Consider the following 20,027-nt stretch of genomic DNA (forward strand, 5'->3'; position numbering starts at 1 on the left):
GCCCGTACCGCGAAAGCCGCGGGGTCCGCCGGGAGGCATGCTCCCGGCGGACCCCGCGGCTACCGGATCACGGTGCGCTGCGCTGGCCGGGCAGGCTTCCCGACAGGGCCGGGGACTGGCCGACCGCACTCGCCGCCGCCGTACGGCGGGACTGCAGTGGTACCGGGTGCTCCGGGTGGAGCGGGGCCGGTGCCTGGCCGGGCTGGCCCGGGTGCCCCGCGTGGCCCGGATGGCCCGGCATGCCGGGCCCGGGGCCGCCCGGTGCGCTCTCGGTCTCCTGGGGCCGCTCGCCCTGCGGGCGCCGGGCGCGGTACGCCGCTCGGTACGCGGCAGGGGAGGAGCCCAGCTGCCGGCGGAAGTGCCCGCGCAGGGCGACCGGCGACCGGAAGCCGCAGCGTCCCGCCACCTCGTCCACCGAGTAGTCCGACGTCTCCAGCAGGCGCTGCGCCTGGAGGACCCGCTGCGTGATCAGCCATTGCAGCGGAGCGCTCCCGGTCAGCGAGCGGAAGCGGCGGTCGAACGTACGCCTGCTCATGTACGCGCGTGCCGCCAGTGTCTCCACGTCGAACTGTTCGTGGAGGTGCTCCAGCGCCCAGGCGACGACCTCGGCGAGCGGGTCGGCGCCGATCTCCTCCGGTAAAGACCTGTCGAGGTAGCGCTCCTGCCCGCCGCTGCGGCGCGGTGGCACGACGAGCCGCCGGGCCAGGGCCCCGGCCGCCTCGTTTCCGTGGTCCGTGCGCACGATGTGCAGGCACAGGTCGATGCCCGCGGCCGTGCCCGCAGACGTCAGCACGTCGCCGTCGTCGACGAACAGCTCACGCGGGTCCACGTGCACCGACGGGTAGCGCTTGGCCAGCGTCGGTGCGTACATCCAGTGCGTCGTCGCGGGACGGCCGTCCAGCAGGCCGGCCGCCGCGAGGACGAAGGCGCCGGTGCACAGTCCGACGATGCGGGCGCCCTCCTCGTGGGCGCGGCGCAGCGCGTCGAGCGCCTCCTCCGGTGGCGGAGAAGTGATCGAACGCCAGGCCGGTACGACGACCGTGCCCGCGCGCGAGATCGCTTCCAAGCCGTGTGGTGCGGTGAGTTCGAGTCCCCCTGTGGTCCGCAGCGGGCCTTCCTCACCTCCGCACACCAATAGTCGGTAGCGCGGTACGCCGGCGTCCTGGCGGTCAACCCCGAACACCGACAGTGGTATGGAACTCTCGAAGATGGGGCCGCCGCTGAACAGCAGCACCGCGACGATCTCCTTGCGGCGTCGCCCGGAGAGTTTCCGGGCCGCGGCTTCCGGCGCGGCAGTGGAGTCGTGGCTCATACTGCTAAGCCCCCCTCGGTGGTCGCGGCTCCTCGGTTGTGTCGCTCCTGCACGTTTCCCCTCGGTCCTGCACGAGTCCCCCGCCGTAGTCAAGATCGAATCTACTGTGTGCCGTCGTGCCGGAGTGGCCGGTTCGGCCCTCGGCACATTGTCGACTTGGCAACTTGGCGTGAAGCATTCGATCACGAAGCGTTGCACTCGTGGGGCGTGCAGGGAAGTGCGCCTTGTCGCAGTGGCCAATCCACGTAGGGTGCGCCGACCCCCTGAGGCCCTTTCCGTGCAGGTCGAACGGGGGTTGGGGGGTGGTCGGACGGGGTGATGCACAGGTGTGAGAAGTTGGCTGAAAACCGTTGTGTGTGTGCGCGGAAACCGGTCAGCTGACCGGTGTATCTCCGCCGGTGTGCCGTCCGCCACGGTGCGACCCCGTACCGGTGCGGTGGCGCCGGCCCCGGTGGGGGGCCCGGTCCTCCGCCGCGAGGCGGGCCGCGCCGCGCTCGGACTGGCGCAGCAGGACCCGGCAGGCGCCCGTGACGGCCGCGAGCCCGAGGGCGGTGCCCGCGGCGCCGGCGAACGAGGTGCCGCAGCCGAGGAGCACCACCGGGACGAGCAGACAACTGAAGGCGGCCCAGCGAACCACATCCGTCACGGTGTCCCGCGGCGGCGGGGCCGCGCGGTCCGCCTCGGCGGCGGGGCGTGGTGCGGACATGCGGGCTCCCTGTGGCGTGACTCACGGGGTTCAACGCGCGGCCCGGGCGTCGGTCACTGCCTGCACCGATCGCCACCACGGGTAAGTGAATCCCGTGCAAACCGCCTGTACAGCGCAGCAACCATTGCGTTACGGGCGGTGCCTCGTGCATGCTCCCTGGAACCCGCACGCACAGTGAGCGGGATCTGGGCTAAGGAGGCGTGCCGCCGTACCCTTGGGGGTATGGGGTTGGGAAGACCATTCCCGGACACAGCTCCGCCGCACATGTTGTCCCTCCCGTATAAGGATCACCACGCCGAGACAGCCATGGCCGGTCACGAATTCTTCGAACCAGCGGACCGCAAGCGGCCCGTCGCCGATCCCACGGCGGCCGAGCCCCTGGCGGCGGAAGAGCCACGCCATTCCTGCGATCCCGCCTTCAAGCACGGGGTCGTCGTCGGCTTCGACGGCTCCACGTCCAGTGAGCGCGCCCTGGCCTACGCGATCGGGATGGCCCATCGTTCCGGATCGGGCCTGATCATCGTCCACGTCGCCAACCGGCTGCCGACCACGGTGTGGGCCGGCTGTGAGCCGCCGGTGTTCGTGGACGTGCCGGACCACCGCACCGAGGTGCTCGGTCTGGAGCTGGCCTGTGCGGACTATCTCGCCGAGGTGCCCTGGATCCTGGTCGAGCGCGGTGGTGACATCTGCCACGAACTCGAAGAGGTCGGCCGCGAGTACGAGGCCGACGCGATCGTCGTCGGCTCCACCCACGGCATCGTCGGGCGTATCTTCGGCTCGGTCGCGGGGCGGCTCGCCAAGCGGGCGCAGCGGCCCGTCATCGTCATCCCCTGACCTTCTCGCAGCAGCAACTCCCTTGTGCGTCGCGCAGATCCACTCACCCGCAGAGGTGTTTGTGCCCTTGTGAAGGGCATATACGGAACATCGCACAACTGCACATGCGCGAAGGGAGCCCGCCGTGGACAAAGACGTCTCCGCGGGAAGCGGAATCACGACCGTGGCAGGTCGACTCGCCCTGGGAAGCACCGTGTTGGCCTTGGGGCTGGGGCACACGGCTCTGATCGACGGCTCGTCGTCCGCTGACGCCGTGTCAATCGCCCAGTACGTGGGCGGAATCGCTCTGTTCGTCGCGGGGCTCAACGGGGCCGGGCTGTTCCCGCTGGTGTTCGCCCCGGTGGCCCTGTCGTTGACGCACCGGCCCGAGGGGCTTCCGCGGCGGGCTGCCGACCGGGGTGTGACGGCCACCGGTTGGCCGCGCCGGCTGGGGAGTTGGGCGGCTTCCCGGCGATGAGACGGACCCCCCGTGCCGGGTGGCAGCACGTGGGGGTCCGTTTTCTCGAGTGGCATGCGCGGGTGCGTGGGGGCCTTTCGCCCAGTTTCCCGCGCCCCTAAAAGAGGGTCACTTACTCAACCGTCACCGACTTGGCGAGGTTGCGCGGCTTGTCGATGTCGCGGCCGAGCACCAGCGCCGTGTGGTACGCCAGGAGCTGGAGCGGGATGCCCATCAGGATCGGGTCCAGCTCGTCCTCGTTCTTGGGGACGACGATCGTCTCGTCGGCCTTCTCCTGGGGCTGGTGGGCCACGGCGAGGATCTTGCCGCTGCGGGCCTTGATCTCCTCCATGGCGGCGCGGTTCTTCTCCAGCAGGTCGTCGTCGGGGACGATCGCCACCGTCGGCAGGGCCGGCTCGATCAGGGCCAGCGGACCGTGCTTGAGCTCCGAGGCGGGGTAGGCCTCGGCGTGGATGTAGGAGATCTCCTTGAGCTTCAGGGAGGCCTCGCGGGCCACGGGGTAGCCCCGGACACGGCCGATGAAGAGCATCGAGCGGGCCTCGGCGAACTGCAGGGCCAGCTTCTTGACCTCCTCCTCCTGCTGGAGGATCTCGGAGATCTGGGCGGGCAGCTTGCGCAGGCCCTCGATGATCCGCTTGCCGTCGCTGACCGACAGGTCGCGGGTGCGCCCCAGGTGGAGGGCGAGCAGGGCGAAGGCGACCGTGGTGTTGGTGAAGCACTTGGTGGAGACGACGCAGACCTCGGGTCCGGCGTGCACGTAGATGCCGCCGTCCGCCTCACGGGCGATCGCCGAGCCGACGACGTTCACCACGCCCAGGACGCGCGCGCCCTTGCGCTTGAGCTCCTGTACGGCGGCCAGCACGTCGTAGGTCTCGCCGGACTGGGACACCGCGACGTAGAGGGTGTCGGGGTCGACGACCGCGTTGCGGTAGCGGAACTCCGAGGCCGGCTCGGCGTCGGCGGGGATGCGGGCCAGCTGCTCGATCATCTGGGCGCCGATCATGCCCGCGTGGTACGAGGTGCCGCAGCCGAGGATCTTCACGCGGCGGATGCGGCGGGCCTCGCGGGCGTCCAGGTTCAGGCCGCCCAGGTGCACGGTGGAGAAGCGGTCGTCGATGCGGCCGCGCAGCACGCGGTCCACGGCGTCGGCCTGCTCGTGGATCTCCTTGTGCATGTACGTGTCGTGGCCGCCCATGTCGTAGGAGGCGGCCTCCCACTCCACGGTGGTGGGCTCCGCGGTGGTGCGGGTGCCCTCCGTGGTGTAGGTGCGGAAGTCGTCGGCCTTGAGGGTGGCCATCTCGCCGTCGTCGAGGGTGACGATCTGCCGCGTGTGGGAGACCAGCGCGGCGATGTCCGAGGCGACGAACATCTCCTTCTCGCCGATGCCGAGGACGACCGGGGAGCCGTTGCGGGCGACGACGATCCGGTCGGGGAAGTCGGCGTGCATGACGGCGATGCCGTACGTGCCCTCGATGACCCGGAGGGTCTCGCGGACCTTGTCCTCCAGCTTGGTCGCCTGCGAGCGGGCGATGAGGTGGACGAGGACCTCGGTGTCGGTCTCGGAGAGGAACTCGACGCCGTCCGCCTCCAGCTTGCGGCGCAGGTCGGAGGCGTTGTCGATGATGCCGTTGTGGACGACGGCGACCTTGCCCTCGGCGTCCAGGTGCGGGTGGGCGTTCACGTCGGACGGGGCGCCGTGGGTGGCCCAGCGGGTGTGGGCGATGCCGGTGGTGCCCTTGAAGCGGGCCGGGACCTTGGCCTCCAGGTCGCGGACGCGGCCCTTGGCCTTGACCATCTTCAGGCCGGACGTCTTCGGGGACGTGACGACGATGCCCGCGGAGTCGTAGCCGCGGTACTCCAGGCGCTGCAGGCCCTCCAGGAGCAGGGGCGCGACGTCACGCTTCCCGATGTAACCGACGATTCCGCACATGTATACGTATTCCTAGCCGTAGACGATGCGCCGCAGCTGCCGGAGCGAGAGCTCCGGCGGGGCCACGGCGCGGTATTTGAGGTCCGCCTCGATCCGTTCGAAGATCGCCGCGTTGACCAGGCCCTGGGCCTGGAGCTCGCGGTGGCGGCGACGGACGTACTCCTCGGTCGTCTCGTCGAAGTAGGCGAGCACGTCCTGGATCACACGCAGCGCCTCGCCCCGGCCGAGGGCGGTGGACCGCGTCAGGTGATCAACGAGTTCGTCGTGCACTCGCTAGATCCTGAGGTACCGAGGACGCTTTCGCAAGATTCCTGCCCGATTTCGGGCAGATGTCTGTGGGGAGCCCTTGGGGGAAGGCTGAACGGGTCATGAGCGCTTGTTCGTGACCCGTCCACCGGACGTCCGGCATCCCGTTGCCCGAGGCGTCGATCTATGGACGCCATGGACACTCCTCGTGTGGGCGTACCCGAGCGGCTCGCCGAGCGCATGAGCATGGCCGAGCAGCACGAGTGCCTACGCGCAGGATTCTCCCGGCGCACGATGATCAGGGGCGGTGCCGCCACGCTCGGTGCCGTCGCGGGTGGCGCGTTCGTGCCCGGTGCCACCGCCCGGGCCGCGGTGCCGACCGCCCGCACCGCCCCCGCGGCCGAGGCCGTCGACGGCGCGCTCGCCGCCCCCTTCGGCCGCCACCTCGCCTACGGCGCCGACCCGCGCACGGAGATGACCGTCTCCGCACGGCCTGCCCCGAGACCGAGGGTGTGGTGTACGTGACGGCCGGTGCGGCCGGCCGCAGTCTCTGCGCGTTCAGCGCCCCGCTGTCGTACGAGGGCAACGAACACGACGTGGACTCCGTCGCCTCGTTCGTCAGCGTCAGGGGCGGCAAGCAGGACGAGACCGTCGCCTGGTCCCGGGTCCGCTGCCTCGACTACTCCTTCCTGCGCGTGGACGTCACCCCGCGCCGAAGGGGCACCTGGCCACGCTGACGGTGCGTGGCATCGCCGAGAGCGGTGACCGGGTGGACCACTTCACGGTGGCGCGCCGGGCGAAGCAGCAGCGAGCGCTACATCCGCTTGAGGATCGCCTGCTTGGCCAGGGTGAACTCCTCGTCCGTCAGCACCCCCGAGCGGTGCAGTTCGCCGAGCTCGCGCAGGCGGCGCAGCAGGGCGTCGTGGTCGGCCTCGGGCGACGGGACCGAAGCGGAAGGCGGCTCCGGTCGCGCGTCCTCCGGGTCGGCGGCCCGGGCCGGGTGCGGGAGCCTGGCCTGGACCGCCGCCGCGACCAGCGCCATCAGCGGGTCCTTCTTGAAGCCCCACAGCTCCACCGCGTTGGGGTCGTACTTGGGCGGGGCCTTGGTGGGCGCGTTCCGCACGGTGAAGCGCAGGTGGCCGTTCTCCAGACCGGCCGCCGGGTGCCACTCCACGCCCGTGACGTCGGTGAGGGCGAGCGTGCGGGTGCCGGCTGCGGCCTTGGCGTCCTCCGTCTTCCAGTTCCACTCCAGGCGTATGCGCTCGCCGTCGAAGCCGGCGGTGCCGTCCCCGGCGGAGACCGACAGGGGGACGGAGGGGCCCGGCAGCAGGTACGCGTCGACCGGCCCGGCGGGGACCTGGTCGAGGAGAAGGGCGCTGCGCACCTCGTCCACGAAGTACTCGGCGACGCCGTACCGGTCGGACTCCACGACCAGCTGGTACGGATCGTGCGGCTCGGTGAGCCGGCCGCCGGTGGCGTGCAGCAGCGGGTCGGCACCGTCGCGCAGCCGCAGCCTGAGCCGTCCCGACTTCTTGCCCTGCTCCAAGGAGATACCGGCCAACGCCCCTAACGGGACGACCAGTTCACCCAATTCCCTGCGCAACAGACTGACGTTCTTGTCCCGCCCGGGAGTCAGTCGCAACGCGTCCCCGTCGAAGGCCCATGTGCCGTCCTTCTGGATGATTTCCGCCATGGGGTGGATTGTTCCACCCGACTCACGAGAGGGTGGTCCAGACCTCTTGGAGCTCAACAGCTCGTGAAGGGACACGCTTGTGAGAGATGGCCGTGTGAGACAGCACCGCAGAACGCTCCGCCTGCTCGGTCCCCTGCTGCTGGTCGCGATGGCCGCCTCGGTGACCGGGGCCGCCCCCGTACCGCCGGCGGCACCCACCCCGCTCGACCGGGTGGTCCCCGCGCCGGCCTCCACCGCCCCGGGCGGATCCCCGTACCGGATCACCCGCGGCACCCACATCCGTATCGACGCGACCCGTGAGGCCAGGGGCGTCGGCGAGTACCTCGCGAAGATCCTGCGCCCCTCGACCGGCTACCCCCTCCCCGTCACCACCCGGGGAGCCGGAGGCATCCGGCTGCGCCTCACCGAGGGCCCCTTCGGGACCGAGGGCTACCGGCTCGACAGCGGCCGGAGCGGTGTCACCGTGACCGCCGCTCGGCCCGCAGGGCTCTTCCACGGTGTACAGACCCTGCGTCAGCTCCTGCCCGCGGCCGTCGAGAAGGACTCCGTCCAGCCCGGCCCCTGGCTGGTCGCCGGCGGCACGATCACGGACACCCCGCGCTACGGCTGGCGCGGCGCCATGCTCGACGTCTCCCGCCACTTCTTCACCGTCGAGCAGGTCAAGCGCTACATCGACCAGCTCGCCCTCTACAAGATCAACAAGCTGCATCTGCACCTCAGCGACGACCAGGGCTGGCGCATCGCGATCGACTCCTGGCCGCGCCTGGCCACCTACGGCGGCTCCACGGAGGTCGGCGGCGGCCCCGGCGGCTTCTACACCAAGGCCGACTACAAGGAGATCGTGCGGTACGCCGCCTTCCGCTACCTGGAGGTCGTCCCCGAGATCGACATGCCCGGCCACACCAACGCGGCGCTGGCTTCGTACGCCGAGCTGAATTGCGACGGCGTCGCGCCCCCGCTCTACACCGGCACCGAGGTCGGCTTCAGCTCGCTGTGCGTCGGCAAGGAGGTCACGTACGACTTCGTGGACGACGTGATCCGGGAGATCGCCGCGCTCACCCCGGGCAGGTACCTGCACATCGGGGGTGACGAGGCGCACTCCACCAGCCATGAGGACTACGTCACCTTCATGGACCGGGCGCAGCCGATCGTCGCGAAGTACGGCAAGACGGTCGTCGGCTGGCACCAGCTGACGGGGGCGGCCCCGGCGGAGGGGGCTCTCGCCCAGTACTGGGGGCTGGACGGCACCAGCGCGGAGGAGAAGGCGCAGGTCGCGAAGGCCGCGCAGAACGGGACCGGGCTGATCCTTTCCCCGGCGGACCGGGTGTACCTCGACATGAAGTACACGAAGGAGACGCCGCTGGGGCTGTCCTGGGCGGGGTACGTCGAGGTGCGGCGGTCCTACGACTGGGATCCGGGGGCGTATCTGCCGGGGGTGCCGGGCGGTGCGGTGAAGGGGGTTGAGGCGCCGATGTGGTCGGAGACGCTCGAGAACTCCGCGCACATCGAGTTCATGGCGTTCCCGCGGTTGCCCGGTGTCGCCGAGTCGGGGTGGTCTTCGGCGGCTTCTCATGACTGGGAGCGGTACAAGGTGCGGCTCGCCGCGCAGGCGGAGCGGTGGGATGCGCTGGGGATCGAGTGGTATCGGTCGCCGCAGGTGCCGTGGCCGGCGGCCGGCGGGCGGTGAGTCGGCTGCGGGTGCGTGGGGGGCTGATCGGGCCCGCGCGGCGGAGCCGCGAGTCGCTACAGCACCGCGCCCCTGACGGGGCGCCTCCCCATGCGAGATGACGGGCACCCCGGAGGACCGTACTCCGGGGTGCCCGTCCGTATCCGGGTCGGTCAGAACTCCGCGATCGGGTTCCTCAGGTCGCCCACCAACTGCAGGGCGCCCGACGGGTCTGCCAGGTCGACCATCTGCTCGTTGTTGCGAAGCTGGAGACGGTTGAGGCAGGAGAGGGCGAACTCGGGAGCGAACATGTCGTACTGCTCGAACTTGTCGGTGAGTTCCGGCATCGACTCCTGGTAGGAGCGGGTGACCTCCGCGACCGTGCGCCAGAAGTCGTCCTCCCCCAGGATCCCCTCCGAGGCGAGGTTCGCCGCGAGGAAGCGGAAGAAGCAGTCGAAGACGTCCGTGAAGATCGACAGGAGCTTCTTGTCGTCCGGGACCTCCACGCGGAGCCGCTCGACCGTCGGCGGCAGCACCGCGTCCGGGTCCATGACCGCGATCTCCTCGGCGATGTCCTTGTAGATCGCGCGCTGCACGACCCCGTCCTTCAGCACCAGGATGACGTTCTCGCCGTGCGGCATGAACACCAGGTCGTAGGCGTAGAAGCTGTGCAGGAGGGGCGTGAAGTACGCCTGGAGGTAGCGGCGCAGCCATTCCGCCGGGGCGAGGCCCGACTGCTCGATCAGTGCGCCCGCGACGGACGCGCCCTCGTGGTCGACGTGCACCAGGGACGCCATGGTGGCCAGGGACTCGCCCTCGTTCAGCGACGGTACCGGGCTCTCCCGCCACAGCGCGGCGAGCATCTTGCGGTACGGCGAGTAGCGGTCCGTGGCCCGCTCGTACTCCAGGTGCCGGTAGCCGACCGCCGCCCGCTCCCGGATGATCGACAGGCCGGTGGCCTTGAGCACCGGGTCGCCCTCGATGAGCTGGGCCAGCCAGTCGTTGATGGCCGGCGTGGCCTCCATGTAGGCCGCCGAGAGGCCGCGCATGAAGCCCATGTTGATGACCGACAGCGCCGTTTTGACGTAGTGCTTCTCGGGGCTGGTCCGGTTGAAGAAGGTCCGGATGGACTGCTGCGCCAGGTACTCGTCGTCGCCCTCGCCCAGGCACACCAGGTGCCGGCGGGCCACCTCGGCGGCGAAGGTGACGCTGAGCTTGTTCCACCACTGCCAGGGGTGGACCGGGATCAGCAGGTAGTCGTCGGGGTCCAGATCCTGGTCGCGCAGGACGCCGTGGAAGCGCTCTACGGTCTCCGCGCCGAGTTCCTCGCGCAGGAACGACTCGTACTCGATGCCGGCACCGGCCGTGAACGCGGCGCGCGACCGGTGCGCGGCCAGCCACACCAGGCGGACCGGGCTCGCCGTCTCCGGCGCGTAGGACAGGTACTCGTGGATGCCGAAGCCGAGCCGGCCGTTGTTGGCGACGAAGCAGGGGTGGCCCTCGGTCATCCCCGACTCGATGGCCTGGAAGTCGCCTCGGGCGAGTTCGGCCGCCGTGGTCTTCGGCTTGGTGAGCTTGTAGCAGGTGCCGGAGAGCGTGGAGGAGATCTCCTCCAGGTAGACCGGCAGGATGTCGTCGCTCAGGCCCAGGGACTTCTGCAGTTCGATGAAGAAGTCCAGTGCGGCGAGCGGGACCTCGGTGCCGTCTTGGTGGCGGGTGATCGAGTCGGCGTCGACCTGCCAGTGGTCCAGGGCCCGGCGGGTGGCGGTGAAGCGGTAGCTCGTCAGGCCGTCGTCGCTGCGGACGACGTACTGCTCACCGTCCTGCTCGGGGGTGATCAGCCGCTCGTGCGCGAACTCGGCGAGGGCTTTGCGGATCAGGAGGCGGTTGGCCCGCGCCCAGCGGTGGGGGGACAGGTGCGCTACGGCGTCGGACAGGGTCATACGGCTACTCCTCGGGCGGCCAGGAACTGTGCGCGCGTGCAGAAGCTGAGCAGCGCGCGCTTCTCCGGCTTGTCGATCTCGCGCTCGGCCACGAAGCCGACAGCCTCGTTGAGCGTGTGTACTGCCTTGTTGGCGACGTCGGGCTCCACCACGACCCGGCGGGTACGCGGGTCGGCGAACAGCTCGTCCATCACGGTGGTGATGACGGCCCGGGTGAAGCCGTGGATCGGCCGGTCGGTCGGCGCGACCAGGAAGTGCATGCCGACGTCCCCGGGCTCCGGGTCGTACAGCCCGACCAGCTCCACGTACCGGGGGTCGTACTTCTCCATCAGGAACGCGGGCCGGCCCTCGTGCAGGCCGATGAAGGCGTCGTGGTGCTCGTGCGAGGCGATCCGCATGTACTCGCGCTCGACGTCCTGGAGTTTCGCGTCCTGCATCATCCAGTAGGCAGCCTTGGGGTGGGTGACCCAGGAGTGCAGCAGCTCGGCGTCCTTCAGCGGGTCGAGGGGGCGGACGGTGAGCGTTCCGATGCCGGTTCTGGTGCTCATACGGCGAACTCCTGGAAGGCGATCGTCTTCTCCACCGGGTAGTACTCGCTGCCGAGCAGCTCGCGGATGATGTACGCGTTCCGGTACGGGCCCATGCCGAGGTCGGGGCTGGTGATGCTGTGCGTGTGGACCCCGGCGTTCTGCAGGAAGACGCCCCGGCCGGTGACGTCGATCGCGTAGTTGCGGGCGACGTCGAAGTTGCCCCGCGAGTCGTAGACCAGGCGGTCCTTGACGGGGGCCAGGAACTCCGGCTCGGCGTACTTGTAGCCGGTCGCCAGGACCAGGCCCTGTGACTCCAGCTCGAAGTCCTTGCCCTGCTCCTCCTGGCGGAAGCCCAGAGTGTACGTGCCGTTCTCGTACCGCGCGCTGTGCAGCGAGGAGTTGGTGAGCAGCCGGGTGGGGACCGGGCCGCCGAGGTTCTTCTGGTAGAGCAGGTCGAAGATCTCGTTGACGAGGTCGCCGTCGATGCCCTTGAACAGGCCCTTCTGCTCGGCCGTGAGGCGGTAGCGGGTCGCCTCGGGCAGCTCGCGGAAGTAGTCGACGTACTCGGGGGACGTCATCTCCAGCGTGAGCTTGGTGTACTCCAGCGGGAAGAAGCGCGGGGAGCGGGTCACCCAGTTCAGCCGGTAGCCGTGGACGTCGATCTCGCTGAGCAGGTCGTAGTAGATCTCGGCGGCCGACTGCCCCGAGCCGACCAGGGTGATCGAGTCCTTCTTCTGCAGCTCCGCCTTGCGGCTGAGATAGCGGGAGTTGTGCAGGAAGTCGCCGCCCAGATCCCGGCAGGCCTCCGGTATGTGGGGCGGGGTGCCGGTGCCGAGGACCAGGTGACGGGCCCGGTAGGTGTCACCGGCGGTGGTCTTCACGACGTAGAGCTCGTCCTCGTACGTCACCTCCGCGACCGTCGTGCCGAAGCGGACGCTGCTCAGTTTGTTCGCGGCCCAGCGGCAGTAGTCGTCGTACTCGACGCGCAGCGGGTAGAAGTTCTCGCGGATGTAGAACGAGTAGAGCCGGCCCTTCTCCTTCAGATAGTTGAGGAAGGAGTACGGGGACGTCGGGTCGGCGAGGGTGACCAGGTCCGACATGAACGGGGTCTGGAGGTGGGCACCGTCCAGGAACATGCCGGCGTGCCACTCGAAGTCGGGCTTCGACTCCAGGAAGACGCCGTCGAGCTCGTCGATCGGCTCGGTCAGGCAGGCCAGGCCGAGGTTGAAGGGGCCGAGCCCGATGCCCACGAAATCATGGGTACCGGTCGGGTTTTCAGGACGCGCGGTCAAGGGACTCTCCCAGGTACTGCTCGGCGTGGCCGGCGATCAGATCGAGGACGGCGGCGATGTCGGACGCCTGCGTCTCGGGGTTGAGCAGGGTGAACTTCAGGTAATGGCGGCTGCCGACCTTGGTGCCCGCGACGATGGCGTCACCGGAGGCGAACAGGGCCTTGCGGGCGTAGAGGTTGGCGCGGTCGATCTCGGCGGGGTCGGTGACGGCCGCCGGGATGTAGCGGAAGACCAGCGTCGACAGGCTCGGCTCGACGACGACGTCGAAGCGCGGGTCGGCGCCGATCATCCGCCAGCCCTCCCGGGCCAGGTCGCACACCTCGTCGAAGAGCTGCCCGATGCCGTCGGCGCCCATCGTCCGCAGGGTCATCCACAGCTTCAGGGCGTCGAAACGGCGGGTGGTCTGCAGGGACTTGTCGACCTGGTTGGGGATGCGCTCCTCCACCATGCGCCGCGGGTTGAGGTACTCGGCGTGGTAGGTGGCGTGGCGCAGCGTGGCGGCGTCCCGGACGAGTACGGCCGAGGAACTCACCGGCTGGAAGAAGGACTTGTGGTAGTCGACGGTGACCGAGTCGGCGCGCTCGATGCCGCTGATGCGGTCCCGGTGCTTCAGGGAGGCCAGCAGGCCACAGCCGTAGGCGGCGTCGACGTGCATCCAGGTGCCGAACTGCTCGCACAGCTCGGCGATCTCGGGCAGCGGGTCGATGGAGCCGAAGTCGGTGGTGCCGGCGGTGGCGACGACGGCCATGGGGACGAGGCCGTCCTTCGTGCAGCGCTCCAGCTCCCGGGCGAGGGCGACGGTCTGCATGCGCTTGTCGTGGTCGACGGGTATGGAGACCACGGCGTCCTGGCCGAGCCCGAGCAGCTTCGCGGACTTCTTCACGCTGAAGTGGCTGACCTCGGAGGCGAAGATGCGCAGTTTCGCCAGGGAGTCGCTCTTCGCCTCCTCGCGGGCGAGCAGCAGTGCCTGGAGGTTGGACTGGGTGCCGCCGGAGGTGAACACGCCGTCGGCGGCCGGGCCGAGGCCGATGCGGCCGGTCGTCCAGTCGATCAGTTTCCGCTCGATGAGGGTGCCGCCGGCCGACTGGTCCCAGGTGTCGAGGGACGAGTTCACGGCGGACAGGACGGCCTCGCCGAGCACGGCCGGGATGACGACCGGGCAGTTCAGGTGGGCCAGGTAGCGGGGGTGGTGGAAGTAGATCGCGTCCCGGAGGTAGACGTCCTCCAGTTCGTCGAGCACCGCGGTGGTGTCGTGCAGCGGCCGGTCGAGGTCGATCTCGTCGATGCGGGGAGAGAGGGCGTCGACGCTGATGCCGGTGAACGGCCGGTCGGTGGCGGCGAGTTTGGCGGCCACCCGCTCGACTCCGTCGGTCACGGAGCGGCGGTACTGCTCCGCGGTGGTGTCGTTGAGCAGGTGCGAGCGCATGTGGGGGTCCTCCGGTGGGGACAGTCCGGTGTGGGACGGGATGGGCGGATCTCCGGCGTCCAAAACTTAGGCAAGCCTAACCTAAGCTGATCGAGGGGTCGGCGGGCTCCACCGTGACTGTGATCACTCGTGTCACTCCAGTCCCGGCGGGGCCGCGGCGAGCTGCGGCCAGGTCATGTCGTCTGGACCAGTTCGGCCGTGAGGTGCGGTTCTTCTCAGCCGACCCGGGCGGGGCATGGCGCGTGCGGCCGCAAAGCGGAGGAGGGAGTCGACGCGGAGGATCGGCGGCCGACGGCGACGCCGCAGATGCGCGTGCCGGGGCCCGCGACGATCGAGATGAACCAAACGACAGGGCCTAGGCCTCCGCCCGCAGTTGCTCCTCGCTCACGCCGCGCCGCCAGTAGCCGACGAACGTCACCCTGCGGCGGTCGATCCCGAGCTCGCGCACGAAGTGCCGGCGCAGCTCCTTCACGCACCCGGACTCGCCGGCGATCCAGACGTACGGCCGCTCGGCAGGTGGCAGCGGGGCGTCGCGGAGGGCGCCGAGGGCCATGGGGGAGCCCTCGGCGCTCCCCTCCTCCTTGACCAGCCAGGTGATCTCGGCGTCGGCCTCCGTCACCAGGTCCTGGATGTCGCCGGCGTGCGGGACCTCCAGCCAGACCCGGGCGCGGGTGCCGGCCGGCAGCGACTCGACGATGGCGGAGGCGGCCGGCACGGCGGTCTCGTCACCCCAGACGACGACGAGGTCGGTGTCCTCGGACGGCCGGAACCGGATCGCCCGGTTGTCGGCGATGGCCGGCCCGAGGAGCAGGACCCGGTCACCGGCGGCGGCCCGGGCGGCCCAGCGGGAGGCCGGACCGGCCTGGACGGAGGCGTCCGGTCCGATGCCGTGCAGGGCGAAGTCGATGTCGATCTCGTCGGGGTCCCGGCGCAGACCGCGCAGGGTGTAGGAGCGCATCACGGCCCGTACGTCGTCCGGGAGTTCACGCCAGCCCTGCCACCAGCCGTCCCCGAGCTCGAGCGGGACGACCGGCTCGGGCTGCCCGGGGTGCGGCAGGAACAGCGACAGGGACTGGTCGCGCCCGTCGGAGTGGAAGGCGTGCAGATCGGGCCCGCCGAAGGTGACACGGACCAGGGACGGGCCGAGCCGCCTCGTCCGCAGGACCTGGAGGGAGAAGAAACGGAACGGGGCGGCCACGGCGGTGGTCATGGTGACTCCTGATTCGTCGTCAGGGGTGAGTGGAGGCACCCGGGGGCGCGGGGCCGTGTCGACATGCGGCTCCGCCGCGCGGGCACGGCCGGCCGCATCCGGCCCACGCCCACGACACCCCCTCAAGTGCCCCACGGGTGGCGCGTCAGGAGACCTTCTTCGCGCTCTCGATCGCCTTGGCGAGGTTCTCGACCAGGGGCGTGCACTTGTCGTACGACAGGATCGGCTCGGGCGAACGCGAGATGACCTGGCCGGCCTTGACCGCGGGGAGCTTCTTCCAGGTCGCCTCGGTGATGTCGGCCGGCTGGATGGTCGAGGCGCGGTCGTCCATCATGATGATGTCGGCCGGGTACTTGTCGACGTTCTCCCAGCTGAGGTTCTCGAACCAGCCGCCGTTGGCCTTCTTGGCCTTCTCCGGGGGCTCGACGATGTTCACGCCGAGGGCCTTGAAGTACTCCAGGTCGATGGAGAAGTTGGAGCCCGAGACGTAGAAGATGGCGTCCGAGGCGGAGCCGGCCAGCACCTTGATCTCGGGGCGGGACTTGGCGGCCTTGCGCAGTCGCTCGGAGGCGGCCTCGAAACGCTTCTTCGCCTCGACGGCCTTCGCGGCCTTCAGGTCGGCGCCGAGCGACTCGGCGAGCTCGGCCATGCGCTGCAGCGGCTTCGGCATCTGCCGGTCGAAGACCGAGATCGCCACGCTCGGGGCGAGCTTGGCGATCTTGTCCTTGGATGCCAGCGGGACGTACCAGAGGCTGCCGGCGGCGTCGAAGGTGGTGGTGAGGAGCACCTCGGGCTGGAAGGCCGCGTACTGCTCGACGTTGAACTGGTCGAACCGGTTGCCGAAGACGGTCAGCTTGCTGACGTCCATGTCGCCGGCCTGGACGTCGGCCTTGCCGTCCTTGGTCTTGGTCGGGCCGAAGACGCCCTTGACCTCGATGCCGTAGTCGTACAGCGCGGCGGCGACGCCGGTGAACGCGACGATCTTCGTGGGGACGTGGTCCAGGCTCACGGTCTTGCCGCGGTCGTCCTTGAAGGACCAGGGGCCGGACTTGGCGGCACCCTTCGCGTCCGGGCCGCCGTCCTTGGAGTCCTCACTGCCACACGCGGTCACGAGGGCGCCGAGCCCGAGAGCACCACCGGCGGCGAGCAGGCCGCGGCGGGAGAAGCGGGCGGTTGTGGCGTTCGACATGACTGGGTCTGCTTTCGTGCGTACGGAGCCACTGCGGGCATGGCCGACAACCCCGTGGCTGAGATCGACCTTAGGTTAGCCTAACCTGAGATCTTGTCCAGGGGGGCGGGGTTGCCCGGGGGTGGGGGTGGGGATGCGGAGGGGGGGCGGTGATCCGCATCACCAGAGGGCAGATTGCTCCGCTCGGCGCGTCCCGCAAGACGTGAAACGGCCGGTCACGGCCCGGACCAGAGCGGTGCGGGCGACCTGCAGCACGAACTCCTCACCGCGACCGGGCGCGGGCTTCGCGTGCCAAGGCAGCCCACGGCGGCGCCATTTGGCCGGCCGAAGGCCCTGGGGGAGCGGCGGCAGGCTCAGTGTCCACGGCCCGAGGCCATGGATCACAGGCTGCTCGAGTCCACCGGATACCAGGATCTACGAGTGCCAATGCGAGCCACCACCTGCCGGCACATCCCGCTCGCTTCCTGCCGGGAAGCGTTGGGGAAGGCCGGGCTCCATCGCTCCGAGGTGATCACCTTCGGGAGCGAGTCTCCACCGCAGTAGCCGCCTACCTCCAGTGCCTTCCGTTATCGCCTACCCAGCCTGCAGTCAGGTCCTGGCCTTCGTTCTTGAGCGCAACGTCATCGGCAGCCCGTTGCAGGGCAGCTGTCAGAGCACGGCTGGGGGCGCATGGCTAGAGGTCCCAGTTGGACCCCGATGTCGTCCCGTCACGCGCTGGATCTGACTCTCCGGCTTCCGTCCTTTCGGCCTCGGCAAGTCGCTGGAGGAAATGCCGGCCGAATCGCGTGGGCACCCACTTTCCCTCCCCGCCTGCGCCCGGGGGGATGTCATCCGCGATGTTTGCGTCCCAGGCGCCGGGGCTGCCGTGCAGACGTGCCAGCCCGTGGAACTCCAGGGGTCTCAAGAGAGGTTGCAGGATGCCACGGCCGGCGAAGTAGTCTCCGATCTCCTCTGCCAGCTCCCTCTCGGTAGCGCCGTCGAGCTCCCCTGGGCGCGCCACGGTGCGGCGCTCAATGGTCTTCAGGAGAAGTACGTGAGGTGCTTCCAGTCTCCGTACGGCCTCGATGAAGAGCTGTTCTTCGTCAATCCTGGTTGGTTCTTCCTCGTGAGCTGCTGCAGCGAGGGCACGACCGAGGAGCCGGATCTTGTCGTCGTACGCCGTGGCCTTCGCCCCTTCAACGGCACTGACAAGACAGAGAAGGCGGCGGGGCTCCGACGCGAGTTCATCGACGAACTCCTCCGCGGACAGGTGAGCAGCGGATGCGCCTTCGTCCAGCATTGCCTGCACGTTGCTGTCGCTCTGCCCGCGGAACTTCTCGTCAGCGAACTTCAGCGCCCGCGCGACTGGTGGGGTGAGGAACGCAGCGGCGACTCCCCCCACGTCACCGAGAGGCAGAGCAAGTGCAGCCACGCCGGCTCCAGCAATCATCTCGTACTCGGCGTCGTCGCGAACCCGTCGCGGCGCAGGCGGCGTTCCCTGCGTGGCATCCCCATGGTCATTGGTCACTTCAGGACGGTAGCGATTGTTCTCTTGGCCGGGTGGCCATTCGGCAGGAATCGGTGCCGGCTCGGCTCACCGGCATCGAGGCCGGGGCCACGCTTCAGCAGGGAGTGCACGGCGGCCCTGTGCCTCCGGTCGTGGTCGATGACGTCGGCACACCCCCGAAGAACTGCTCGCTCAAGATGCGGTGGGCAGGATCTGGACCAGTCCGACCCAGTTGCCCTCGTCCGCCTTGGTGTGCGTGGCTCGGACCCTCCAGCGGCCGGCGGGCAGCGGGACCGATGCCTGGGCGGGCATCCCGCCGCCGTGATACTCGGTGTCCAGCTCGGATCCTGCTTCGGCGGAGTCCATGAGCACGGCTGGGCCGTCCGACACCCACGAGCCGCACTCCTCCCACGAGGTGGCGGGATCTGCCAGGACAACCTCGGCTGCGGCCTTCAGCCCGGCCTCGGAATCGGCGGCAAGCCACCTCAGGAAGGCCCCGTGTTCGGGCAGGTAGCAGCTGGTGGCCGGCTCGTCCGCCAGCACCAGTGCCTGCGCACCGCTCTCGCCGACGGCGATCACACCGGCCAGATCGTCTACCGCGCAGGCCCGGTCGTAGTCGTCAGGAGCAGTGGCGTCTCCCGCCATGACCCCCGTCTCCGTGCACCCGCGCCATGCGGCTTGCGCGGAAACGGGGATGACAATCAAAGGTCCGCCCATCGACTCCACCCAGACAGGGGAGGTAGGGGACGCATCGGCTGCGGCAGACGGAGAGGCGCTCATGCCGTCAGTGTGCCCTCGCGCACTGGCAACGCCCGCGGGGGCGCAGGAACGGCTCAGCGCCTGCGGCAACCAGTAGTTGTGGGACCGGCTTTGGTGCGGGATGCCCTTGCATTCCGGTGATGTGCACCTGCGACCCGGCCCTGGTCAAGTCTCGAAAGCTGGCTCAGCCCACCAGCCCCAACTCCCTTGCGATCAGCATCCGCTGGACCTCGCTCGTGCCCTCGCCGATTTCGAGGATCTTGGAGTCCCGCCACATGCGGGCCACCGGGTATTCGTTCATGAAGCCGTAGCCGCCGTGGATCTGGGTGGCCTCTCGGGCGTTGTCGACCGCGACCGTGGACGAGTGGAGTTTCGCCAGGGCCGCTTCCTTCTTGAAGGAGGCCCCGGAGACCAGGCGGGCCGCCGCGTCGCGCCAGGCCAGACGGGCCGTGTGGGCCTTCATCTCCATGTCCGCGATCTTGAACTGGATGGCCTGGTTCGCGGCGATCGGCTTGCCGAAGGCGTGGCGTTCCTTGGCGTACTTGACCGACTCGTCCACGCAGCCCTGTGCCAGACCCGTCGCCAGGGCCGCGATCGCGATCCTGCCCTCGTCGAGGATGCGCAGGAACTGGGCGTAGCCGCGGCCCTCCTCGCCCAGGAGGTTCTCCGCCGGGACGCGGACGTCCGTGAAGGACAGCTCGCGGGTGTCCGAGGCGTTCCAGCCGACCTTGGAGTACGGGGCCGCGACCGTGAAGCCCGGGGTGCCGGACGGGACGATGATCGAGGAGATGTGGGGCTTGCCGTCGGGCTTGCGGCCCGTGACCGCCGTGACCGTCACCAGGCCCGTGATGTCCGTGCCCGAGTTGGTGATGAAGCACTTCGTGCCGTTGATGACCCACTCGTTCGTGGAGGCATCCAGGCGTGCCGTCGTGCGGGTCGCGCCCGCGTCGCTGCCGCCGTCCGGCTCCGTCAGGCCGAACGCGCCCAGCATCTCGCCCGAGCACAGCCGGGGGAGCCATTGCTGTTTCTGCGCCTCGGTGCCGTAGAGGTGGATCGGCATCGCGCCCAGCGAGACACCGGCCTCCAGCGTGATGGCGATCGAGGAGTCGACCCGGGCCAGCTCCTCCAGGGCCACACCGAGGGCCAGGTAGTCGCCGCCCATGCCGCCGTACTCCTCCGGGAACGGCAGACCGAACAGTCCCATGCGGCCCATCTCGCGGACGATCTCGTACGGGAACTCGTGCCGCTCGTAGAAGTCGCCGATCTTCGGCGCCACCACCTCGTGTGCGAACTCCTCGACCGTACGGCGGAGTTCCTCCAGCTCGGGGGAGAGACGGTAGTCCATGGT

The 20,027-nt window shown here is 69.6% G+C and carries 16 protein-coding genes and 2 pseudogenes; 4 read left to right on the top strand and 14 right to left on the bottom strand.

Translation table 11 applies throughout. The features are described from left to right. Positions 1-67: 67 nt before the first annotated feature. Complete coding sequence (locus AB0937_RS02300) at positions 68-1,312, bottom strand: helix-turn-helix domain-containing protein (RefSeq protein ID WP_366709056.1); 1,245 nt, start codon at positions 1,310-1,312, stop codon at positions 68-70. Between the two features lie 373 nt (positions 1,313-1,685). Next, a complete protein-coding gene (locus AB0937_RS02305) occupies positions 1,686-2,018 on the bottom strand; it encodes a hypothetical protein (RefSeq protein WP_366709057.1) in 333 nt (110 codons plus the stop codon). Between the two features lie 306 nt (positions 2,019-2,324). Between AB0937_RS02305 and AB0937_RS02310 the strand changes: the two genes are divergently transcribed. Both AB0937_RS02310 and AB0937_RS02315 read left to right on the top strand, forming a co-directional pair. Then, positions 2,325-2,852, top strand: a complete 528-nt coding sequence (locus tag AB0937_RS02310; RefSeq protein WP_010047889.1) for a universal stress protein — start codon at positions 2,325-2,327, stop codon at positions 2,850-2,852. A 124-nt stretch (positions 2,853-2,976) separates the two neighbouring features. Continuing rightward, positions 2,977-3,210: pseudogene (locus AB0937_RS02315) on the top strand (hypothetical protein); the annotation flags it as partial. 211 nt (positions 3,211-3,421) lie between these two features. On the opposite strand, the gene glmS reads toward AB0937_RS02315, so the two are convergent. Beyond that, on the bottom strand, positions 3,422-5,239 hold the full coding sequence (gene glmS, locus AB0937_RS02320) for a glutamine--fructose-6-phosphate transaminase (isomerizing) (protein WP_366709058.1): 1,818 nt from the start codon (positions 5,237-5,239) through the stop codon (positions 3,422-3,424). A 12-nt stretch (positions 5,240-5,251) separates the two neighbouring features. Further along, positions 5,252-5,509: a hypothetical protein gene (locus tag AB0937_RS02325; protein WP_030838058.1), complete on the bottom strand. Its 258-nt coding sequence runs from the start codon at positions 5,507-5,509 to the stop codon at positions 5,252-5,254. Between the two features lie 171 nt (positions 5,510-5,680). On the opposite strand from AB0937_RS02325, the pseudogene AB0937_RS02330 reads away from it, so the two are divergent. After that, positions 5,681-6,287, top strand: a pseudogene (locus AB0937_RS02330) (hypothetical protein); the annotation flags it as partial. A 12-nt stretch (positions 6,288-6,299) separates the two neighbouring features. On the opposite strand, the gene AB0937_RS02335 reads toward AB0937_RS02330, so the two are convergent. Beyond that, complete coding sequence (locus tag AB0937_RS02335; RefSeq protein WP_366709059.1) at positions 6,300-7,178, bottom strand: DUF4429 domain-containing protein; 879 nt, start codon at positions 7,176-7,178, stop codon at positions 6,300-6,302. A 94-nt stretch (positions 7,179-7,272) separates the two neighbouring features. Between AB0937_RS02335 and AB0937_RS02340 the strand changes: the two genes are divergently transcribed. Further along, positions 7,273-8,865 carry a beta-N-acetylhexosaminidase gene (locus AB0937_RS02340; protein ID WP_366709060.1) on the top strand — a complete coding sequence of 531 codons (1,593 nt, stop codon included), beginning with the start codon at positions 7,273-7,275 and terminating at the stop codon, positions 8,863-8,865. Between the two features lie 152 nt (positions 8,866-9,017). Here the strand turns inward: AB0937_RS02340 and AB0937_RS02345 are convergent, their stop codons facing one another. The 9 genes from AB0937_RS02345 to AB0937_RS02385 all read right to left on the bottom strand — a co-directional run bounded on the left by AB0937_RS02345 (position 9,018) and on the right by AB0937_RS02385 (position 20,024). Further along, the gene (locus tag AB0937_RS02345; RefSeq protein WP_366709061.1) at positions 9,018-10,787 is read right to left on the bottom strand and encodes an IucA/IucC family siderophore biosynthesis protein; all 1,770 of its coding nucleotides are present in this window, start codon (positions 10,785-10,787) and stop codon (positions 9,018-9,020) included. After that, the gene (locus AB0937_RS02350) at positions 10,784-11,335 is read right to left on the bottom strand and encodes a GNAT family N-acetyltransferase (RefSeq protein WP_366709062.1); all 552 of its coding nucleotides are present in this window, start codon (positions 11,333-11,335) and stop codon (positions 10,784-10,786) included. The genes AB0937_RS02345 and AB0937_RS02350 overlap by 4 nt, the downstream gene beginning before the upstream one ends. Next, entirely contained in the window at positions 11,332-12,609 is a 1,278-nt protein-coding gene (locus AB0937_RS02355) for a lysine N(6)-hydroxylase/L-ornithine N(5)-oxygenase family protein (protein ID WP_366709063.1), read from the bottom strand. Before AB0937_RS02355 ends, AB0937_RS02350 begins: the two co-directional genes overlap by 4 nt. Beyond that, entirely contained in the window at positions 12,593-14,035 is a 1,443-nt protein-coding gene (gene desA / locus AB0937_RS02360; protein WP_366709064.1) for a lysine decarboxylase DesA, read from the bottom strand. The genes AB0937_RS02355 and desA overlap by 17 nt, the downstream gene beginning before the upstream one ends. A gap of 355 nt (positions 14,036-14,390) precedes the next feature. Continuing rightward, on the bottom strand, positions 14,391-15,245 hold the full coding sequence (locus AB0937_RS02365) for a siderophore-interacting protein (RefSeq protein WP_366709065.1): 855 nt from the start codon (positions 15,243-15,245) through the stop codon (positions 14,391-14,393). 145 nt (positions 15,246-15,390) lie between these two features. Continuing rightward, complete coding sequence (locus AB0937_RS02370; protein WP_366709066.1) at positions 15,391-16,434, bottom strand: ABC transporter substrate-binding protein; 1,044 nt, start codon at positions 16,432-16,434, stop codon at positions 15,391-15,393. Positions 16,435-17,107: 673 nt separating this feature from the next. After that, the gene (locus AB0937_RS02375; protein ID WP_366709067.1) at positions 17,108-17,941 is read right to left on the bottom strand and encodes a hypothetical protein; all 834 of its coding nucleotides are present in this window, start codon (positions 17,939-17,941) and stop codon (positions 17,108-17,110) included. Positions 17,942-18,112: 171 nt separating this feature from the next. Then, positions 18,113-18,700 (bottom strand): immunity 21 family protein, encoded by a 588-nt coding sequence (locus AB0937_RS02380; protein WP_366709068.1) that lies wholly within the window; start codon positions 18,698-18,700, stop codon positions 18,113-18,115. Positions 18,701-18,863: 163 nt separating this feature from the next. Next, the gene (locus AB0937_RS02385) at positions 18,864-20,024 is read right to left on the bottom strand and encodes an acyl-CoA dehydrogenase family protein (RefSeq protein WP_366709069.1); all 1,161 of its coding nucleotides are present in this window, start codon (positions 20,022-20,024) and stop codon (positions 18,864-18,866) included. Between the last annotated feature and the right edge of the window lie 3 nt (positions 20,025-20,027).

The sequence above is a fragment of the Streptomyces sp. NPDC047880 genome (genome assembly GCF_040706515.1).
Lineage (GTDB): Bacteria > Actinomycetota > Actinomycetes > Streptomycetales > Streptomycetaceae > Streptomyces.

Excerpts from the sequence above, each read along its gene's own strand:
- AB0937_RS02300 (WP_366709056.1), bottom strand. The coding sequence starts at position 1,312 with ATGAGCCACGACTCCACTGCCGCGCCGGAAGCCGCGGCCCGGAAACTC.
- AB0937_RS02305 (WP_366709057.1), bottom strand. The coding sequence starts at position 2,018 with ATGTCCGCACCACGCCCCGCCGCCGAGGCGGACCGCGCGGCCCCGCCG.
- AB0937_RS02310 (WP_010047889.1), top strand. The coding sequence starts at position 2,325 with ATGGCCGGTCACGAATTCTTCGAACCAGCGGACCGCAAGCGGCCCGTC.
- glmS (WP_366709058.1), bottom strand. The coding sequence starts at position 5,239 with ATGTGCGGAATCGTCGGTTACATCGGGAAGCGTGACGTCGCGCCCCTG.
- AB0937_RS02335 (WP_366709059.1), bottom strand. The coding sequence starts at position 7,178 with ATGGCGGAAATCATCCAGAAGGACGGCACATGGGCCTTCGACGGGGAC.
- AB0937_RS02345 (WP_366709061.1), bottom strand. The coding sequence starts at position 10,787 with ATGACCCTGTCCGACGCCGTAGCGCACCTGTCCCCCCACCGCTGGGCG.
- AB0937_RS02350 (WP_366709062.1), bottom strand. The coding sequence starts at position 11,335 with ATGAGCACCAGAACCGGCATCGGAACGCTCACCGTCCGCCCCCTCGAC.
- desA (WP_366709064.1), bottom strand. The coding sequence starts at position 14,035 with ATGCGCTCGCACCTGCTCAACGACACCACCGCGGAGCAGTACCGCCGC.
- AB0937_RS02365 (WP_366709065.1), bottom strand. The coding sequence starts at position 15,245 with ATGACCACCGCCGTGGCCGCCCCGTTCCGTTTCTTCTCCCTCCAGGTC.
- AB0937_RS02370 (WP_366709066.1), bottom strand. The coding sequence starts at position 16,434 with ATGTCGAACGCCACAACCGCCCGCTTCTCCCGCCGCGGCCTGCTCGCC.
- AB0937_RS02380 (WP_366709068.1), bottom strand. The coding sequence starts at position 18,700 with ATGAGCGCCTCTCCGTCTGCCGCAGCCGATGCGTCCCCTACCTCCCCT.
- AB0937_RS02385 (WP_366709069.1), bottom strand. The coding sequence starts at position 20,024 with ATGGACTACCGTCTCTCCCCCGAGCTGGAGGAACTCCGCCGTACGGTC.